The sequence below is a fragment of the Bradyrhizobium cenepequi genome (genome assembly GCF_020329485.1).
In the GTDB taxonomy this organism is placed as follows: Bacteria; Pseudomonadota; Alphaproteobacteria; order Rhizobiales; family Xanthobacteraceae; genus Bradyrhizobium; species Bradyrhizobium cenepequi.
On record NZ_JAGKJI010000002.1, the window covers coordinates 454792 to 472736 of the forward strand.

Below are 17945 nucleotides of genomic sequence, written 5' to 3' on the forward strand. Positions count from 1 at the left end.
CTCTCCCGCTTGCGGGAGCGGGAGCGCAGCTTCGCCAGGCCTGCGTTTCAACCTGATCGTCGACTGCTTTAGCGCTCCACCCGGGCTACAGCACGGTCGGCGCTGCCGATCGTGCGCTGCAGGTCGCCGATCGCGCGCAGGAAGCTGTCGGCCGGCGTGGTCTCCGGATCGATCAGGCGGTGCAGGCGAAAGCCGTCCTCGAGTGCCAGCACGATCGCGGCGGTCCATGCTGAGTCCAGCTTGCCGCTCCTGCCGCTGTTCTTTCGCGCGGTCTCGATGATGTCGGTGACCAGCTTTCGCCGGGCCCGCAGACGCTTTGCAAGTTCGGGCCGGCGCTTCTCCGCGCGTGCGACGAACAGGATCATCTCCATGTGCAGCAGCGGTGAGCGGCCGAGCGGATCCTGCCTGGTGCGGTCCATGTGCTTCAACGCGTCGATGAAATCGGCGAGATTGGTATGCTGTGCGAGCAGATCGAGGTTGCGCCGGATCGATTGCTCGACATGGTCCTCGAGCATTGCGATGATGAGTTCTTCCTTGCTGTTGAAGTTCGAATAGAACGCGCCGCGCGTGAACCCGGCGGCAGCCGCGATCGCCTCGATGCTGGCGCCGCCGATCCCCTGTTCCTCGAACACGCGCGCCGCCGCCTCGAACAGCTTTTCGCAGGTGTCGTCCCTGGTCGGTCTGGTCCGGACTCTTGACACCGGCCCTGTTTAGGCCACAATGCAACTCGATACAAGAGTGTATCGAATTTCAGGGTGGAAACGTCCGGCCCGCACAAAGCGGCGACCGGTAGCGTTCAATGTGAATTCGTCTCAACACGGCAACCGATTGAGGTCACCATGAACGAGCAAGTTCGGCCGTCGAACAACGATCCGCTGTTCAATCCCCTGGCGCCCGAATTCATCCGCAACCCCTATCCATATTATGAGCGACTGCGCACCGATGATCCTTTGCATGTCACGCCGTTCGGCGCTTTCGTCGCGAGCCGTCACGCGGAGGCGAGCCTCGTGCTGCGCGACAAACGTTTCGGCAAGGACTATGCCGGCCGCACCGTCCGCCGATACGGGCCCAATAGCATGGAGGACCCGATCTTCCGCAGCATGAGCCAAATGATGCTGCAGCAGGATCCACCCGACCACACCCGTCTGCGAGGCCTGGTGGTGAAGGCGTTCACGGCGCGGCGGATCGAGGATATGCGGCCGCGGATTCAAGAGATCGTTGACGAGACGCTCGACCGCATCATCCCTCAGGGGAAGATGGATCTGATCGAGGACTTTGCGTTCCGTCTGCCGGTGACGGTGATCTGCGACATGCTCGGGATCCCCGAGGAACATCGCGAGACCTTTCATACCGGCTCGCGCGAGAGCGGCCGTATCCTCGAACCGGTGCCGCTATCGCCGGAGGAGATCAACCAGAGCAACGCCAGAACCAGGATGTCGGAGATGTACTTCCAGCAGCTGTTCGAGCTGCGGCGGAGGCAACCCGGCGATGACCTGACGACGCAGCTCGTGCAGGCAGAGGAGGACGGCCATAAGCTCAGCAACGAGGAGCTGACCGCCAACATCATCCTTCTGTTCGGGGCCGGTCACGAGACGACGGTCAACCTGATCGGCAACGGCCTGTTGGCGCTCCACCGCAACCCCGACCAGCTCGCGCTGCTGAAGGCAAATCCCACCCTGATCACCAACGCCATCGAGGAATTCCTGCGTTATGATTCCTCCGTCCAAATGACCGGGCGCGCGGCCCTGGAGGACATCGATCTCTGCGGCAAGCGCATACCTAAGGGCGAGGCCGTGCTGTGCCTGCTCGGCTCGGCCAACCATGATCCGGCCGTCTATCCCGATCATCCGGAGCGGCTGGATGTCACCCGTCCCAATGTGAAACCGCTGTCCTTCGGCGGCGGCATCCATTTCTGTCTCGGCGCCCAATTGGCGCGGATCGAGGCCGAGATCGCAATCTCGACACTGCTCCGCCGTCTGCCGGACCTGCGGCTGGATGACGCGGAAAATCCGGAGTGGCGGCCGACCTTCGTGCTGCGGGGTCTGAGGCGCCTGCCGGCGAGTTGGTAACCTTCGTACCGTCTACGTGTTGGGGGCAGCGCGATACCGCTGTGACTTCGCCATACTTGTCTCTATATATTGGGCTGCTCCGGCGCTGCATTTGGCGAGATGTCGGGGCGGGGCTCAAAGGGAGACACCGTGCAGACGACGCTGCTCGGCCTGGCAATCGCGTTCATCCTTGCGCTGATCGCCGCGCTGGTCGGACCGTACTTCATCGACTGGAACCAGTTCCGTCCGCAGTTTGAGGCCGAGGCGACGCGAATCATCGGCGCGCCCGTGCGCATCGGCGGCGAGCTTGACGCGCGACTGCTGCCGGCGCCGCAGCTGCGGCTGCGTGCGGCTGTCGTCGGCGGCGGCGGCAACGATCGCGGCAAGATCCGGGCCGACAAGCTCGACGTTGAGTTCAGCCTGGGTTCGCTGATGCGCGGCGAGTGGCGCGCCACCGAACTCACCGTCAATGGCATGTCGATCGACCTCGGTCTGGACCAGAAGGGACGGATCGACTGGCCGGCCTCGCAGGGTACGTTCGACTTCGCCTCGCTGGCGATCGATCGCCTGAACCTCACTGGTCGCATCGCCCTGCATGACACGGCGAGCCATAGCACGCTGGAACTGCGCGACATCGCCTTTAGCGGCGATGTCCGCTCGCTTGCCGGCGCGATCCGCGGCGACGGCAATTTCACGTTCGATGGCTTCCGCTATCCGTTCCGTCTTTCTTCCGGCCAGAGCGCCGATGGCAATGGCACCCGCGTCCATCTCAACATCGATCCCGGCGAGCGACCGCTGTCGGCCGATCTCGAAGGCGTACTCTCGTTCGAAGCCCGCGCGCCGCGCTTCGAGGGCGTGGTCGCGTTGGCCACGCCGCCCGAGTCAAAGACCGATGACGCCGCGCCAACGCCCTGGCGCATTGGCGCCAGGGTCAAGGCGGATCATTCGGCGGCGCGGCTCGACCAGATCGAGATCAGCTATGGCAACGAGGAGCGCGCGCTGAAGCTCGCCGGCGTTGGCGACATCAGCTTCGGCGCTTCGCCGCTGCTGCGCGCGTCGTTTACTGCGCGACAACTCGATGTCGACCGCTTTGCCGCCAAGGACAGCAATGCTGAGCCGGGGCGCGCTCTGCCGACGCTGCGCGCGCTGCTGTCAGGCGTTCCGCACGTCGCGATGCCCTCCCAGATCGAATTCTCATCCGAGCAGATCATGCTCGGGGGACGGCCGCTGCAGGATATCGCGGCCGAGCTTCGCGGTGACGACAAGGGCTGGACGGTGCGGCGGCTGGATTTCCGCGCGCCGGGTGCCACGCGCGTCTCGCTCAGCGGCGCTGGCCCGCAAAGCGCCCAGTCCGACAGCTTCAAGGCGGCGCTCAACGTCGAATCGTCCGATCCCGACGCGCTGATGGTCTGGTTGCAGGGCCGCCGCGATCTCCCGCCTCGCAACCAGAAACCGCTCAAGCTGCGCGGCGACGCCACGATCACCGCAAGCGGTTTTGCCGTCGATGCCATGAAGGCCGAGATCGATGGCGGCGCGATCGCCGGACGAGTCGCGGTGTCGTATCCCGGCGATAATAGCGGCGCGAAGGTCGAGGCCAACGTGAAGGCCGATCGGCTGGATCTCGATGCGGCCACTGCCGTCATACGTTCGCTGGCGGGACCGCAGGCGGAGTGGCCGGAGGAGGCACAGCTCTCGCTTGATATCGGGCGCGCGATTTCGGCCGGGCAGGAGCTGCGTCCGCTGCAGGCCAAGCTCGGCTATGGACCGAAGATGGTCTCGCTTGAGCGGCTGACGATCGGTCAGCCCAATAGCGTGACAATCGAAGGGATCGGCAATTTCGATCGCGTCAACGCCACCGGAAAGCTCGCACTCAACGCGAACGCGGCCTCGCTCGGCCAGTTGACTGGCCTGGTCTCATCGTTCGCGCCATCGGCCGCCTCGCGCCTCAATACGCTGGCTGCGATCCCCGGTCCGGCACGGCTGAAGCTCGCGCTCGATCTCGACAAGGGGCAGGCTGATCGCGGCAGCCTTCGCGCCGCGTTGGATCTCGATGCGCCGCAGCTCAAGGGCTCCGCCACGGTGACGGCGAAGCCGCAGGTCGCCGCGATCCGCAGCACCGATCTCGATGCCCTCAGCCGCAGTGATCTCGGCGTCGATGCCAGATTTTCGGCCGCGCATGGGCGTGCAATGCTCGCGCTGCTCGGCCTTGATCGCGTCGTCACGGTCGGCGACGGCCCCGCGCAATTCGAAGGCTCGGTCAACGGCGCCTGGCGCGCGCCGTTGCGGCTGAAGGCGAGGATCTGGGGCGCGGGCCTTGATGCCGACGCCGAAGGCTCGGCCGAGCCATGGGACGAAGCGAAGAAAGCCAGCATCAATCTGCGTGTCAGGAGCGCCGACATCAGCCCGCTGCTCGATCTGAAGCCGTCGGACACGCCGGTGAACGACGTCCGCCTGTCGTCGCGCGTCTCGCTTGCCGGCAACAAGCTCTCGTTCGACGACATCGACAGCATCATCGGCGGCTCGCGGCTGCGTGGCCGGGTTGCGCTCGCCATGGGAGACGAGAAGAACGTCGAGGGCGAGATCGGGCTCGACCAGGTCACGCTCGCACCGGCGTTTGCATTTGCAATCGGCGCCGGCGGGCACGATCCGGCCGAGCCGTTAGGTGGCGGCGTGCTCAAGGGGTGGCGCGGCAATATCGTCTTCCAGGCGTTGCGCGGCGCGTTGCCAGGCGGCATCGAATTACAGCCGGTGAGCGGCGCGATCAAAAGTGATGGCCAGGCGCTCACCTTTGACGCCATCAAGGGCAAGATCGGCGGCGGCGATCTCAGCGCCGCCATCGATGCGAGGCCAGGCGCGAACGGCATCACCGTGAATGCGAGCGTGCAGCTTAGCGGCGTCGACGGCTCGGCGCTGCGCTACCGAAATCTCGGCATGCCGAAGGGACGCACCTCGTTGCAGACGACCTTGATGAGCCAGGGCCGCAGTGCTGCGGCGCTGACGGGCGCACTGTCCGGCAGCGGCACGGTCACGCTTGAAGGCGCGCGCGTCGCCGGCCTCGATCCACGGGCCTTCGACATTGCGATCCGCGCCAGTGAGAATGGGCAGGTCTCTGATGACGCGCGGCTGAAGCAGATTGTCGAGCCGGCGCTCGCAGGCGGTGCGCTCTCGGTTGCTTCAGCCCAGATCCCGTTCAATGTCCGCGACGGGCGGATCCGTGTCGGCGCCAGCACGCTCGTGGCCAATGGCGCCAACGCCACCATCTCCGGCGGCTACGACATTCCGGCCGATCAGGCCGACATCCGCGCCGCACTGGTGCCGACCGCGATCACCGCGGCGAGCCGACCGGAAATCCAGCTGTTCGCGGTGGGCACGCCGGATGGGCTCACCCGCAGCGTCGACGTCGCGGCGCTGTCGTCCTGGCTCGCGGTCCGCGCGATCGATCGTGAGACCAGGCGATTGGATGCGATTGAGCGCGGCGAGCCGCCTCCAACGTTCCAGCCGACGCCGCCGCTGATCCCGCCGCAGGAGTCCTCCGAAGCGCCCGATGCGAGCGCGACGATCCCGCCGCCATCTGCGGATGTGCCGATCCCGGGGCGCGATCCGCGCAAGGGAGCGCAAAAGCCGAAAGCGAGCGTGCCGCGTCCGCCGCAGGTTCAGCCGCCGGCCAGTACGCCATCCGCCAACCCGCCAGCGTCGGTCGCAAGCCAGCCGCAGCTCGCCCCATTGCCCCCGCCGATCGACGTCAAGCCGCCGCCGGGTGCAGCGAAACCAAAGCCCCGTCCGCCGCTCGCACTGACGCCGCAAGTCGCCAATCCGCCACAGCGTCCGGCAGTGCAGAATTAGGGTGGGGGTTATCTTCGCGATTCATGCTGTTCGATTGTGGGGAGAGAGCCTCATCCCAATCCTCTCCCGCAAGCAGGCGGGAGAGGGAGCGCAGCTTCACCGCGGCTACCTTTCAACCTGATCGGCGATTGCTCTAAAACGCGATCTCCCGTTCGATCCCGATCGCCCGAAGGAACGCTGCGTCATGGCTGACGACGACCAGTGCGCCGTCGAAGTCGCGCAGCGCGCTTTCCAGTTCTTCGATCGCGGTGAGGTCGAGATGGTTGGTGGGCTCGTCCATCAGCAACAGCAGCGGCGGCTCCGGCCGCGCGAACACGCAAGCCAATCCTGCGCGCAGCCGCTCGCCGCCGCTCAGCGTATCTACGATCTGCAACGCGACCCTGTTGCGGAAGGCAAATCGCGCCAGCGCGGCATGCGCTTCATTGGTTGACAATTCCGGATTGAGCCGGCGCAGATTGTCCAAAATGCTGGTACCGGGATCGAGCAGGCCGACATGCTGGTCGAGCATCGCGATCCGGTCGGTGTGGCGATGGATCGTGCCGCCAGTCGGCTGCGCCTTCCCGGTGATCAGGCGGAGCAGCGTGCTCTTGCCCGCGCCGTTGGCGCCGCCGATCGCAACGCGCGCAGGGCCGCGCAGCTCGAACGACAGCGGGCCGAACAAAGGGCGGCTGGCAACGGCCATCGCTACCCCGTTGAAAGTGATGAGCTCGCGGCTGGCGGGGAGGGCGGTCTTCGGCAGCTCGATCGACAGCGGCGTTATGATCTCCACACGCGCGCGCGCCTCCTCAAATGCATCCGCACGGTCGCCGATCAGGCGCTCGGCGAGATGGCCTTCGCGGCCGGCACTGGCCTCGGCGCGCTCCTTCTCGCGGTCCATGAACATCTTGTCCTCGATGCCCTTCGCGCGCCAGGCGCGGCCGGCCTTGTCGCGGCGCGACTTCCTCTCGCGCGCCTTCTGAGCAGCGCGCTCGGCGCTGCGCAGCGCATCGGCGGCCCGCTCCAGCTCGGTCTCCGCGCGCGAGCGCGCCGCGTCGCGCTGCTCGGCGAAAACCGGCCACGCGCCGCCGAAAATCGTGACGCCGACCGGCGTCAATTCGACGATGCGGTCGACGTGCGCGAGCAGCGTACGGTCGTGGCTCGCGACCACGATGCCGCCTCGCCATCGCCCGAGCAATTGCGTCACGGCCTCGCGGCCGTCGGTGTCGAGATCGTTGGTGGGCTCATCGAGCAGCAGCACGTCAGGGGCTTCGATCAGGAGGCGTGCCAGTGCGACGCGCGTCCGCTCGCCGCCGCTGAGCGACGCCACCGCGCGATCGAGCGAGAGCGCGGGCAGGCCCGCTTCCATCAGCGCGGTCTGCAATCGTGCTTCCAGCGTCCAGTCGGCCGCAGCGGCGTCCTCGAGCGTGCCGTCGCCGCGCTCGAGCCGGCGCAGGCGCGCGAGCCCGCCATCGACGCCGACGGCTTCGGCCACCGTCGCCCGTTCGTCAGCAGTCTGCGCGAGCAGGCCGATCGATCCGGCACGGTGAATCGATCCCGCTGACGGTTCGACCTCGCCCGCGATCAGGCGCAGCAGTGTCGATTTGCCGCAGCCGTTGCGCCCGACGACGCCGGTGCACTCGCGTCCGATCGCAAGCGTCAGGTCATCGAACAGCGGGCGGCCGTCGGGCGTGTGAAGCGAGATGGAATCCAGGACGACAAAGGCAGGCATGGAGAGCTTCCGAAATGGACAAGATTCGCGGCGCGGTTTGCTTGGCGATATCCATTTCGCTCTCCACTCAGATTTGTCGGCGAAGCCGGTGCCAGAGCACCGGCTATCTCAAACGGATCAGGCTTGCGGCCTGTTGTCCGCTGCCTGGGCCGTTGTCGCGGCGATAGCCCGCGAACGGAAATATTCCAGCACGAAAAGCCGGATCGCGGACGACAGGTTACCCTGCTGGCGATTGCTGTCGATCTCGCCGACCAGTTCCGACAGCGTCATGTTCCGGAGGCCGGAGATTTCCTTCATGCCATTCCAGAACGCTTCTTCCAGGCTGACGCTGGTCTTGTGGCCGGCGACCACGATCGAACGTTTGACGACGGGCGATTTCATGACGCGTCTCCGCCGTCGATGCGATGCTGATCCAACAGGTTCTTTTCGCGCGCTTTGCGAAGCTCCTCCGCTTTCCGTTCGGACTTGGTGCGACCAAATCGCGCGCGGTTGGTTTCAGCCTGCCTCGCAGCTTCCTTGCGCTGCTCTTGTTTTCTTACTCGGTTCAAATTGATCATGTGCCCCATGCCCACCCCATCATCCAGCGATCCGAACGTGCAATGCTTGTTGGCGAAATAGGCGCAGCCAAATCGCGCGCAAGCAGAGCAGATGCCCATCCGAAATCCCTATATAGCGCCTGTTGATAGCATCAAAAGGTCAGCTTCGCCCCGCGAAAACCCATATATTTCGCTGCTGTCCCATGCGTCAACGCAACGCCCGTCGCAATCAATCTCATTCTTTAGGCGTTATGATCCATAATTATATCATGCGAGGGGGCCGCGCCAATTCGTAGCGCCTCAATGCAGCCCATCACCGATTTTTCCCGGGAAAAACATGCAACGCGGTTTGGCTTAGCCCGGACGTGTCATTTTGTCCGGCTGTACCAGGGAGTCGAATTCACGTTCGGATACATAGCCGAGCCGCAGCGCCTCTTCCTTGAGCGTGGTGCCACGCGCATGTGCCGCTTTGGCGACTTTCGCAGCGTTGTCGTATCCGATCTTCGGCGCAAGTGCTGTGACGAGCATCAGCGATCTCTGCATCAACTCGCCGATGCGCTTCTCATCGGCACGGATTCCGACCACGCAATGCTCGGTGAAAGAGCGGATGACATCCGACAGCAGCTGAATGGAACTCATCATGCAGTATGCCAACACCGGCTTGTAGACGTTCAGCTCGAAATGTCCCTGGCTGCCCGCGATGGTAACGGCGGTTTCGTTACCGAAGACGTAGGTGCACACCATCGTCATTGCTTCGCATTGCGTCGGGTTCACCTTGCCCGGCATGATCGATGAGCCCGGCTCGTTTTCCGGCAGGATCAGTTCGCCGAGGCCTGAGCGCGGGCCTGAGCCGAGGAAGCGGATGTCGTTGGCGATCTTGAACAGCCCGGTCGCCACCGAATTGATCGCGCCGTGCACGAGGACATAAGCGTCGTTGGACGCGAGCGCTTCGAACTTGTTCGGCGCGCTGGTGAACGGCAGCTTGGTGAGCTTGGCGACGTGCCTGGCGAACAGTCTCGCAAAGCGTGGCTTGGAGTTGAGGCCGGTGCCGACGGCGGTGCCGCCTTGCGCGAGCGGCAGCAGGTCCTTCGCCGCTGTGCGCAACCGCGCGATCCCGCTCTCGACCTGCGCGGCATAGCCGGAGAACTCCTGACCCAGCGTCAGCGGCGTCGCGTCCTGGGTGTGGGTGCGGCCGATCTTGACGATCTTGGCGAACGCCTTTTCTTTCCGGCGCAACTCGCGATGCAATTCGCTCAGCGTAGGGATCAGCTTGCCAGAAATGCCCTGCGCGGCCGCGATGTGCATCGCCGTCGGAAACGAGTCGTTCGACGACTGGCTCATGTTGACGTGGTCGTTGGGATGAACCGGTTTCTTGGCGCCCAGTTCGAAGCCGAGCAGTTCGTTGGCGCGGTTGGCGATCACCTCGTTGAGGTTCATGTTGGTCTGCGTGCCTGAGCCGGTCTGCCAAACCACCAGTGGGAAATGATCGTCGAGCTTGCCCTCGATCACTTCTTTCGCGGCGCGCGTGATCGCGTTGGCGCGGCGCGCATCGATCAGGCTGAGCTCGCGGTTGGCGAGCGCTGCCGCCAGTTTCACGATGCCGAGCGCATGCACGATCTCGATCGGCATGCGATCGCGGCCGATGCGGAAGTTCTGCCGGGAACGTTCAGTCTGCGCGCCCCAATAGCGGTCGGCGGCGACGTCGATCGGACCGAAGCTGTCGGTTTCGACGCGGGTGGTTTTGTTTTTTTGTGAGGATGTTGATCGAGCCATTGCCAATGTCCGTTGCGCCGTGAAGCCGCGCCACGTTCATTCTACAGCGTCGAAGATGGATGCGGGCTTAGATTATTTCTTGCGGAAGCGGTCGAGCCGAACCACCTCGGCGCCTTCGCTCGGCTTTTCCGACTCTTCCTGCTCGTCCGCGGCAGCCTCGGCTGCCGGAGCAGGCGGCGGTGGCGCAGGCGAAGCCGCAGGCAGATTGGGCGCAGGCTTCTCGGGCGCGACGTCTTCCTCGGAGGGTTCGAAATGCAGGCCGAACTTCACGGACGGATCGAGGAAGCTCTTGACGGCAGCGAAGGGAACGACGAGCCGCTCCGGAATGCCACCGAAGGAAAGCCCGACCTCGAACCGTTCATCTGTCACCACCAGGTCCCAGAACTGGTGCTGCAGGATGATCGTCATCTCCTCCGGATATTGCGCAAGCAGTCGCGGCGAGATTTTCACGCCGTCGGCGTTGGAGATGAAGGTGATGTAGAAATGATGCTCGCCGGGAAGTCCGTGCTCCGCGGCGTCCGCGAGCACGTGGCGCACCACCCCGCGCAGCGCGTCGCGCGCCAGCACGTCATATCGGATGTGATCGGTCGCCATGATGGTCCTGTCGTGTTCAAAAATGGCCGGCTGGGATGCCGGTCGCCCGACTCGCCTTTAGCTATATGGTATCGCGGCCATAAGCCAAGGTCAGCAGGCCTTCGGGATCGAATTTGCGGCGCAAACGCCCGTTTCGGGTGCACGCACCTTAAAATGGAAATGTGAAGTGGAGGCTTCTGTTGCCAGGTGCCTCCGAACCCCGCCTAGCGGAGCTTAACCCGCTAGGGCTTTAAAGTGGTCTTTCAAACTGCGTTACGCAGCCTGAGCAACCGGAGCATAGTTGTCGTTGGCAACTATTGCATTGGCCCGATGTCGGCGGAACCATACCGGGAAAAAACACGCCCTTTACGCCCTCGTCGATCCTATTTCGCCCCCGCCGGAACCCACGGGCCTGGTTCCGCATGGGCTCTGGTGGAGGCGCCGGGTACCGCCCCCGGGTCCGAATGGTTTATTTCGACGGTCATTTATTTCCATAGCCGGCAAGCCGGCACGCCCAATATAGGGTGCAAAGCGACGGAAAAACAGGCCCTTGGCGGTCCTATCCCGGCGTTTTGCGCATGGAACGGCTTCGGTTTATCGCCTTGGCCGGCAGGGGGCGGCATTTTAGGGTCTTGCCATGTCCTCCGATTCTCCGCCCGCCGCTCCCGCGCCGGACCTTCCCGCCTCACACCCGCGCATCCAGCCTGGCCTGGGGGAACTGTTCGTGGCCTTTGCAAAAATGTCGCTGGCCGGCTTCGGCGGCGTCCTGGTCTGGGCGCGCCGGGGCATCGTCGAACAGCACCGCTGGATGACAGCGGACGAGTTCAACGAGACCTTCGCGCTGTGCCATTTCCTGCCGGGGCCGAACATCGTCAATCTGTCGTTCGTGTTCGGCTCGCGCTTCCGGGGCCTCGCCGGTGGGATCGCGGCCTTTGCCGGACTGGTCGGCCCGCCGATGCTGATCGCAATCGTGCTGGCGGCGCTCTACAAGCATTACGGCGAGATCGAAGCGCTGCGGCGGACGCTCGCCGGCGTGTCCTGCGCCGCCGTCGGCCTGTTGCTGTCCGTGATGCTCAAGATGACGATGCCGCTGGTCAAGCGGCGCGATCTCGCCGGTCTCGCCATGCTTGTGGCGGTCTTCGTCGCCATCGGACTATTGCGGCTGCCCCTGGCGGAGGTGCTGCTGGTCGCCGTTCCTGCAAGTCTGGCCGTCACGCTGCTGATCCGCCAACGGGTGCGGGCATGAACGAGGATCTTAACCCGATCTGGACGCTGCTTTGGACATTCGGCCTGATGTCGCTGTTTGCCGTCGGCGGCGCGAATGCGGCCATTCCCGAAATGCATCGGATCGCGGTCGAGGTCCGGCACTGGATGACCGACAAGGAGTTCGCCGATGTCTTCGCGATCTCGCAATTGTCGCCCGGGCCGAATGTGCTGATCGTGACCCTGATCGGCTACTCCGTCGCCGGCATCGCCGGAGCGCTGGCGGCGACGCTTGCGATGTGCGGGCCGACGGCGCTGCTTGCCTATAATGTGAGCCGCCTGCTCACGCGGGCGCGCCATTCGCGCTGGCCGGCGATCATCCAGGCGGCACTGGTTCCGCTTTCGATCGGGCTGATGGCCGCGAGCGGGTTGATTTTGGCCCGGACCTCCGACCAAAGTTGGATTGCCGTTCTTACGACCGTGATAACGGCGATTGTTGCCTTTGCGACGCGGCTCAATCCTTTCTGGCTGCTGTTGGCCGGGGGTGTCCTCGGTTTTGCTGGCGTTATCTGACGAAAATCGCTAGGCAAAGGCCGGGGCAGGGGTTGCAATTCCAGCCGATAGAATAACAGGGCCCGCGGTGCGGGCACGGAGGAGACATGCATGGCCGAAACGATGGGCCAAACGGCATCAAGCACACGTAACACGAAGGCCGCCCTCGGCATTCTCGTGCTGGCACTGGCGCCGCAGCTTTTCGAGCTGGTGTGGTCGCTCGGCACGATCATTGGATTGGGTACGGGCCGCGGTCCGGCGCAGGTGCTGCTCGCTCATGGCGCGGCGCTATTGTCCGCCGCCCCCAACGCGGTGTTCGGATCGGTCGCCGCCGACGCCAAGAAGGGCTTCTCCTCGGATGTGCTGTTGGCGCTGATCTATTCCTATCCGCTGTTTGCGGTTGCGATCGTCACGCTGTTCGTCAAGATCCGGGCGCCGCAGGACTATATCGGCGGCATCGTGCTGCTGGCGCTCGCGCTGCTGGCGCTATGGGCCTCGAGCGATCTGCAGGGCATGCGCGGCTTCTCCTTCGGCGCCGGCACCGCGCCGCGGATGTTCGGCGTGCTGATGCTCGCGCTTGGCGCCGGCATTGCCGGGATGGGGCTTTTCGCCGACGGACCGGAACTGGGGCACTATTCCTGGCGCGGCCCGCTGTTCGTTTGCGCCGCGATCATCTTCTTTGCATTGGCGATCCGTCCGCTCGGCTTGGTGGTGTCAGCCTTCGCAAGCTTCATGATCGCGGCATTCGGCTCGCATGAGACGCGATGGGTTGAGGCCATCATCGTCGGCGCCGCTCTGACGCTCGGCTGCGCGCTCCTCTTCCCCTATGTGCTGGGGCTGCCGATGCCAATGTTTCCGCGTTTCTTGATCCAGTGAGGGCGTGATGGACCTTTTTGCTAACCTCGCCCACGGTTTTGCCGTCGCCCTTTCGCCGATCAATCTCCTGATGTGCCTGATCGGCGCCCTTGTCGGCACGCTGGTCGGCGTGTTGCCAGGCATCGGCACCATCGCCACGGTGGCGATGCTGCTCCCGATCACGTTCGGATTGCCGCCGGTCGGCGCACTGATCATGCTCGCCGGCATCTATTACGGCGCCCAATATGGCGGCTCCACCACCTCGATCCTGGTCAATATCCCGGGAGAGGCAGGCTCGGTCGTCACCGCCCTTGACGGCCATCAGATGGCAAAACAGGGCCGCGCCGGTCCTGCGCTGGCGATCGCCGCGATCGGCTCGTTCTTCGCTGGCTGCGTTGCGACTGTCCTCATCGCCATCCTCGGCGGGCCGCTCACAAAACTCGCGCTGGCGTTCGGACCGGCCGAATATTTCTCGCTGATGGTGCTTGGCCTGATCTTCGCGGTGGTGCTCGCCAAGGGCTCGTTGCTGAAGGCGATCGCGATGATCGTGTTCGGACTGTTGCTCTCGATGGTCGGCTCAGACATCGAGACCGGCGCTTCCCGCATGGCCTTCAACATCCCCGAGCTTGCCGACGGCCTCGGCTTCGCGACCGTTGCGATGGGTGTGTTCGGTTTTGCGGAAATCATCCGCAATCTCGATCATGGCGCCGAGCTGAACCGCGATCTGGTACAGCAGAAGATTACGGGTCTGATGCCAACCAGGAAGGATCTGATCGATTCTGCCCCCGCGATCGGCCGCGGCACGGTGCTGGGGTCGATCCTGGGCATCCTGCCGGGCGGCGGCGCGGTCATCTCCTCTTTCGCCGCCTACACGCTTGAGAAGAAGCTCGCCAAGAATCCGTCGCGATTTGGCCGCGGCGCGATCGAGGGTGTAGCGGCACCGGAGGCCGCCAACAACGCGGCGGCGCAAACCTCCTTCATTCCACTGCTCACACTCGGCATCCCGCCGAACGCGGTGATGGCGCTGATGGTGGGCGCGATGACCATTCACGGCATCGTGCCGGGGCCGCAGGTGATGCAGAAGCAGCCGGACCTGGTCTGGGGCATGATCGCCTCGATGTGGCTCGGCAATCTGATGCTGATCATCATCAACCTGCCGCTGGTCGGCATCTGGGTGCGGCTGCTGCGCGTGCCGTACCGGCTGATGTTCCCTTCGATCGTGATCTTCTGCGCGATCGGCATCTACTCCGTGAACAACGCACCGGTCGACGTCATCATGGCCGGCGTGTTCGGCCTGGTCGGCTACTGGCTGATCAAGCACGATTTCGAGCCGGCGCCGCTGCTGCTCGGGATGGTGCTCGGGCCGTTGATGGAGGAGAACCTGCGCCGGGCGCTGCTGATCTCGCGCGGCGACTGGAGCGTGTTCGTCAGCCGCCCGCTGTCGGCCGTGCTGCTCGCCATCGCCGCCGCACTTCTGGTGCTCGCGGTGTTGCCGGCCTTGCGCGCTAAGCGCGACGAAGTGTTCGTGGAGTCAGAGAGTTGAGGCTGTCGCCTGCGGCGGCGTGTCGCAGGCGGAAGTCGTATCGACTCGTGCGGAAGTTCGTTGTGAAAGGAAAATGACGGTAGAGCATGATCCGAAAGGATCGTGCTCGAGGAGAAAACTGGACCATGGCGACGGTTCTAGAAAACGTCGCGGACATGCTCCTGACCGTCATTCTTTCAACGGGAACGTTTTCAGGGGATTTCGATGAACTGGTACGGTCGCTCGCTCGCGGGCGCTTGTGTGGTGCTGGCAGCTCTGCTGTTGGCTGTTGTGGCGCCGGCGCGCGCGCAGGACTACCCGACGCGCAGCATCACCATGATCGTGCCGTTCGCGGCCGGCGGCCCGACCGATGTCATCGCGCGCATCGTTACAGGGCACATGGCGCAGACGCTCGGCCAGAGCATCATCATCGAGAACGTGGTGGGCGCCGGCGGCACCACGGCTAGCGCACGCGCCGCGCGCGCCGCCAATGACGGCTATACGCTGATCACGGGTCATATGGGGACGCACGCCGCTTCGGTGCCGCTCTATCCAAACCTGGCCTATCACCCGGAGAAGAGCTTTGAGCCGGTCGGGCTGCTGGCCGGCACGCCGATCCTGATCCTGGCGCGCAAGGACTTTCCGCCGAAGGATCTGAAGGAATTCGTCACTTACGTGAAGGCCAACGCCGAGAAGGTCAACGCGGCGCATGCCGGCGTCGGTTCGGTCTCGCACGTCTCCTGTCAGCTCCTGAACTCGATCCTCGGCATCGAGCCGGTCGGCGTGCCCTTCAACGGCACGGGCCCGGCGATGAACGCGCTGGTGGCTGGGCAGGTCGACTATATGTGCGACCAGATCGTCAATGCCGTGCCGCAGATCCATGCCGGCACCATCAAGGCCTATGCGATTGCGACCCCCGAGCGGAACCCGTCGCTGCCGAACGTCCCGACCACGGCGGAGGCCGGCCTGCCGGCCTTCCAGGCCCAGGCCTGGAACGCGATCTTCGCGCCCAAGGGCACGCCGGCGCCGATCATCGCCAAGTTGAACGCGGCAGCCGCCAAGGCGCTAGACGACGAGACCGTCCGCAAGCGCCTGCTCGATCTCGGCAGCGTCGTCCCGCAGCCGGCCGACCGCACGCCGGAGGCGCTGGGGACGCTGGTGGGCAACGAGATCAAGAAGTGGACCCCGGTGCTCAAGCCGGCCGGTTGATCAATCCAATCAGTCCGATAGGCGAGGGGTGGAATGCCGGTTCCGCCCCTTGTCGTTTCTGGCCGGGATCGACATTTTTCCGGGTATAATCGGCACTGGGCGCCGAATCGCCGTGTCGGTCGGTGGCCGCGGCCGGTACATTCGCCCTTCCCGAAAGGCCCGAAGCTTACGCCATGAACCAGTACCACGACCTGCTCGAACGCATCCTTGCCGACGGCGCGGAGAAGCATGACCGTACCGGCACCGGGACGCTGTCGATCTTCGGCCACCAGATGCGCTTCAACCTGTCGGCCGGCTTCCCGATGCTGACGACCAAGCGGCTGCCGCTGAAGGCGATCGTGCATGAGCTGCTCTGGTTCCTGGCCGGCGACACCAACATCAAATATCTGCGCGACAACGGCGTCACCATCTGGGACGAATGGGCCGACGCCAACGGCGATCTCGGCCCGGTCTACGGCTCGCAATGGCGCTCCTGGCCGGCGCCCGACGGCCGCAGCATCGACCAGATCTCCAACGTGATCGCGATGATCAAGCGCAATCCAGATTCGCGCCGCCTGATCGTCAGCGCCTGGAATCCGGCCGACGTCGACAAGATGGCGCTGCCGCCATGCCACTGCCTGTTCCAGTTCTATGTCGCGGGCGGCAAACTATCCTGCCAGCTCTATCAGCGCTCCGGCGATGTCTTCCTTGGCGTGCCCTTCAACATCGCGTCCTATGCGCTGCTCACCATGATGGTGGCGCAGGTGACGGGATTGAAGTCCGGTGACTTCGTGCATTCGCTCGGCGACGCGCATCTCTATTCCAACCATCTCGAGCAGGCGCGGCTGCAGCTCACGCGTCCGACGCGGCCGCTGCCCGTGATGAAGATCAATCCCGAGGTGAAGGACATCTTCGCCTTCCGCTACGAGGACTTCAAACTCGAAGGCTACGACCCGCACCCGCATATCAAGGCCGAAGTCGCGGTGTGAGCGCTCACGATGTCGTTGACCATCCGCCGCGCGCGTGCCGATGAAGCGGGGCTCGTCCATTCGCTGGTTCGCGAGCTTGCCGAATACGAAAAGCTGCTCCACGAGGTGAAGGCCACCGAAGCCGACATCGCCGAGGCGCTGTTCGGCGACAATCCGCGGCTCACTTGCGATATCGCCGAGTGGGGCGGGGAGCCGGCGGGCTTTGCACTCTGGTTCGTCAATTTTTCCAGCTTCGCCGGCAAGCACGGCATCTATCTGGAGGATCTGTTCGTCCGCCCGGCGCTGCGCGGCAAGGGCATCGGCAAGGCGCTGCTCGTCCATCTTGCAAACGAATGCGTCGCCAACGGCTGGGAGCGATTGCAATGGGCGGTGCTCGACTGGAATACGCCCTCGATCGAGTTCTACAAATCGCTCGGCGCCGTCATGATGGATGACTGGACGCTCTGCCGCGTCACCGGCCCGGCGCTGCAGGCGCTGGCGGATGGGGCGCGCTGATGGAAATCGTGCTCATCGCCGCGGTCGCGGAGAATGGCGTGATCGGGCGCGACAATGCGATCCCGTGGCGCTTGAAGAGCGACCAGCAGCGCTTCAAGGCCATCACCATGAACAGGCCGGTGGTGATGGGACGCAAGACCTTCGAGTCTCTGCGCAGGCCGCTGCCCGGCCGGACCAACATCGTCGTGACGCGCGACGCGAATTATCGTGCCCGCGGCGCGATCGTCACCGAGTCGTTCGAGAACGCCCGCGCGATTGCGCTCGGTGATGCGCTGCGGCGTTTCGTCACCGAGATCGCCGTCATCGGCGGCGCGGAGATCTACGCGCAATGGATCGACAGCGCCGATCGGCTCGAAATTACCGAAGTGCATGCGCGGCCGGAAGGTGATACGTATTTCGCCACAATTGACGCGGCGAAATGGCAGGAAGTGGCGCGCGTGCGAAATCCGGCCGGGTCGGATGACAGCGTCGATTTTTCCTATGTGACATATCGTCGGCGTGTCAGTTAACCTCGCTAGTCAATGTTTGCATTGACAATTATGGCCGCAGGCATAGCTCGTTCGGCCTGGAAGCTTGCGTTGTAACGGGGCATTCGGTCCCCTATAAAGCCGGGCGGACTGACGAGCCGGGCGTCCATCATCCATCCCGGGCTTGCCGAGG

The 17945-nt window shown here is 64.4% G+C and carries 16 protein-coding genes, 1 other RNA gene and 1 pseudogene; 10 read left to right on the top strand and 8 right to left on the bottom strand.

What is annotated here, in order from left to right:
- Nucleotides 1–68: 68 nt before the first annotated feature.
- Entirely contained in the window at nt 69–701 is a 633-nt protein-coding gene (locus J6497_RS05385) for a TetR family transcriptional regulator (protein ID WP_225703181.1), read from the bottom strand.
- A 138-nt stretch (nt 702–839) separates the two neighbouring features.
- Between J6497_RS05385 and J6497_RS05390 the strand changes: the two genes are divergently transcribed.
- Nucleotides 840–2069, top strand: a complete 1230-nt coding sequence (locus tag J6497_RS05390) for a cytochrome P450 (protein ID WP_225703182.1) — start codon at nt 840–842, stop codon at nt 2067–2069.
- A gap of 129 nt (nt 2070–2198) precedes the next feature.
- Nucleotides 2199–5891: an AsmA family protein gene (locus tag J6497_RS05395; protein WP_225703183.1), complete on the top strand. Its 3693-nt coding sequence runs from the start codon at nt 2199–2201 to the stop codon at nt 5889–5891.
- A 133-nt stretch (nt 5892–6024) separates the two neighbouring features.
- Here the strand turns inward: J6497_RS05395 and J6497_RS42420 are convergent, their stop codons facing one another.
- The 7 genes and pseudogenes from J6497_RS42420 to ssrA form a co-directional block, all read right to left on the bottom strand.
- On the bottom strand, nt 6025–6774 hold the full coding sequence (locus J6497_RS42420; RefSeq protein ID WP_446479920.1) for an ATP-binding cassette domain-containing protein: 750 nt from the start codon (nt 6772–6774) through the stop codon (nt 6025–6027).
- A 339-nt stretch (nt 6775–7113) separates the two neighbouring features.
- A pseudogene (locus J6497_RS42425) lies at nt 7114–7551 on the bottom strand (ATP-binding cassette domain-containing protein); the annotation flags it as partial.
- Between the two features lie 165 nt (nt 7552–7716).
- Nucleotides 7717–7980, bottom strand: coding sequence for a ribbon-helix-helix domain-containing protein (locus J6497_RS05405; protein ID WP_225703185.1), 264 nt, complete (start codon nt 7978–7980; stop codon nt 7717–7719).
- On the bottom strand, nt 7977–8165 hold the full coding sequence (locus tag J6497_RS05410) for a DUF4169 family protein (protein ID WP_225703236.1): 189 nt from the start codon (nt 8163–8165) through the stop codon (nt 7977–7979). The genes J6497_RS05405 and J6497_RS05410 overlap by 4 nt, the downstream gene beginning before the upstream one ends.
- A 324-nt stretch (nt 8166–8489) precedes the next feature.
- On the bottom strand, nt 8490–9908 hold the full coding sequence (fumC, locus tag J6497_RS05415) for a class II fumarate hydratase (protein ID WP_225703186.1): 1419 nt from the start codon (nt 9906–9908) through the stop codon (nt 8490–8492).
- A 72-nt stretch (nt 9909–9980) separates the two neighbouring features.
- Nucleotides 9981–10502 (bottom strand): SspB family protein, encoded by a 522-nt coding sequence (locus J6497_RS05420; RefSeq protein WP_225703187.1) that lies wholly within the window; start codon nt 10500–10502, stop codon nt 9981–9983.
- A 165-nt stretch (nt 10503–10667) separates the two neighbouring features.
- Nucleotides 10668–11030: a transfer-messenger RNA gene (gene ssrA / locus J6497_RS05425) on the bottom strand.
- Nucleotides 11031–11118: 88 nt separating this feature from the next.
- Here ssrA and J6497_RS05430 point away from each other — a divergent pair.
- The 8 genes from J6497_RS05430 (at nt 11119) to J6497_RS05465 (ending at nt 17794) form a co-directional block, all read left to right on the top strand.
- Nucleotides 11119–11727 carry a chromate transporter gene (locus J6497_RS05430; protein ID WP_225703188.1) on the top strand — a complete coding sequence of 203 codons (609 nt, stop codon included), beginning with the start codon at nt 11119–11121 and terminating at the stop codon, nt 11725–11727.
- Nucleotides 11724–12257: a chromate transporter gene (locus tag J6497_RS05435; protein ID WP_225703189.1), complete on the top strand. Its 534-nt coding sequence runs from the start codon at nt 11724–11726 to the stop codon at nt 12255–12257. Before J6497_RS05430 ends, J6497_RS05435 begins: the two co-directional genes overlap by 4 nt.
- Before the next feature lie 90 nt (nt 12258–12347).
- Complete coding sequence (locus J6497_RS05440; RefSeq protein WP_225703190.1) at nt 12348–13112, top strand: tripartite tricarboxylate transporter TctB family protein; 765 nt, start codon at nt 12348–12350, stop codon at nt 13110–13112.
- Between the two features lie 7 nt (nt 13113–13119).
- Nucleotides 13120–14634, top strand: a complete 1515-nt coding sequence (locus tag J6497_RS05445) for a tripartite tricarboxylate transporter permease (protein WP_225703191.1) — start codon at nt 13120–13122, stop codon at nt 14632–14634.
- Nucleotides 14635–14838: 204 nt separating this feature from the next.
- Nucleotides 14839–15822, top strand: a complete 984-nt coding sequence (locus J6497_RS05450) for a tripartite tricarboxylate transporter substrate binding protein BugD (protein WP_225703192.1) — start codon at nt 14839–14841, stop codon at nt 15820–15822.
- Between the two features lie 173 nt (nt 15823–15995).
- The gene (locus J6497_RS05455) at nt 15996–16790 is read left to right on the top strand and encodes a thymidylate synthase (protein ID WP_225703193.1); all 795 of its coding nucleotides are present in this window, start codon (nt 15996–15998) and stop codon (nt 16788–16790) included.
- A 9-nt stretch (nt 16791–16799) separates the two neighbouring features.
- Nucleotides 16800–17285: a GNAT family N-acetyltransferase gene (locus tag J6497_RS05460; protein ID WP_225703194.1), complete on the top strand. Its 486-nt coding sequence runs from the start codon at nt 16800–16802 to the stop codon at nt 17283–17285.
- Complete coding sequence (locus J6497_RS05465) at nt 17285–17794, top strand: dihydrofolate reductase (RefSeq protein WP_225703195.1); 510 nt, start codon at nt 17285–17287, stop codon at nt 17792–17794. Before J6497_RS05460 ends, J6497_RS05465 begins: the two co-directional genes overlap by 1 nt.
- Nucleotides 17795–17945: the final 151 nt, after the last annotated feature.

Excerpts from the sequence above, each read along its gene's own strand:
- J6497_RS05390 (WP_225703182.1), top strand. The coding sequence starts at position 840 with ATGAACGAGCAAGTTCGGCCGTCGAACAACGATCCGCTGTTCAATCCC.
- J6497_RS42420 (WP_446479920.1), bottom strand. The coding sequence starts at position 6,774 with ATGTTCATGGACCGCGAGAAGGAGCGCGCCGAGGCCAGTGCCGGCCGC.
- J6497_RS05405 (WP_225703185.1), bottom strand. The coding sequence starts at position 7,980 with ATGAAATCGCCCGTCGTCAAACGTTCGATCGTGGTCGCCGGCCACAAG.
- J6497_RS05410 (WP_225703236.1), bottom strand. The coding sequence starts at position 8,165 with ATGGGGCACATGATCAATTTGAACCGAGTAAGAAAACAAGAGCAGCGC.
- fumC (WP_225703186.1), bottom strand. The coding sequence starts at position 9,908 with ATGGCTCGATCAACATCCTCACAAAAAAACAAAACCACCCGCGTCGAA.
- J6497_RS05420 (WP_225703187.1), bottom strand. The coding sequence starts at position 10,502 with ATGGCGACCGATCACATCCGATATGACGTGCTGGCGCGCGACGCGCTG.
- J6497_RS05430 (WP_225703188.1), top strand. The coding sequence starts at position 11,119 with ATGTCCTCCGATTCTCCGCCCGCCGCTCCCGCGCCGGACCTTCCCGCC.
- J6497_RS05435 (WP_225703189.1), top strand. The coding sequence starts at position 11,724 with ATGAACGAGGATCTTAACCCGATCTGGACGCTGCTTTGGACATTCGGC.
- J6497_RS05440 (WP_225703190.1), top strand. The coding sequence starts at position 12,348 with ATGGCCGAAACGATGGGCCAAACGGCATCAAGCACACGTAACACGAAG.
- J6497_RS05445 (WP_225703191.1), top strand. The coding sequence starts at position 13,120 with ATGGACCTTTTTGCTAACCTCGCCCACGGTTTTGCCGTCGCCCTTTCG.
- J6497_RS05450 (WP_225703192.1), top strand. The coding sequence starts at position 14,839 with ATGAACTGGTACGGTCGCTCGCTCGCGGGCGCTTGTGTGGTGCTGGCA.
- J6497_RS05455 (WP_225703193.1), top strand. The coding sequence starts at position 15,996 with ATGAACCAGTACCACGACCTGCTCGAACGCATCCTTGCCGACGGCGCG.
- J6497_RS05460 (WP_225703194.1), top strand. The coding sequence starts at position 16,800 with ATGTCGTTGACCATCCGCCGCGCGCGTGCCGATGAAGCGGGGCTCGTC.
- J6497_RS05465 (WP_225703195.1), top strand. The coding sequence starts at position 17,285 with ATGGAAATCGTGCTCATCGCCGCGGTCGCGGAGAATGGCGTGATCGGG.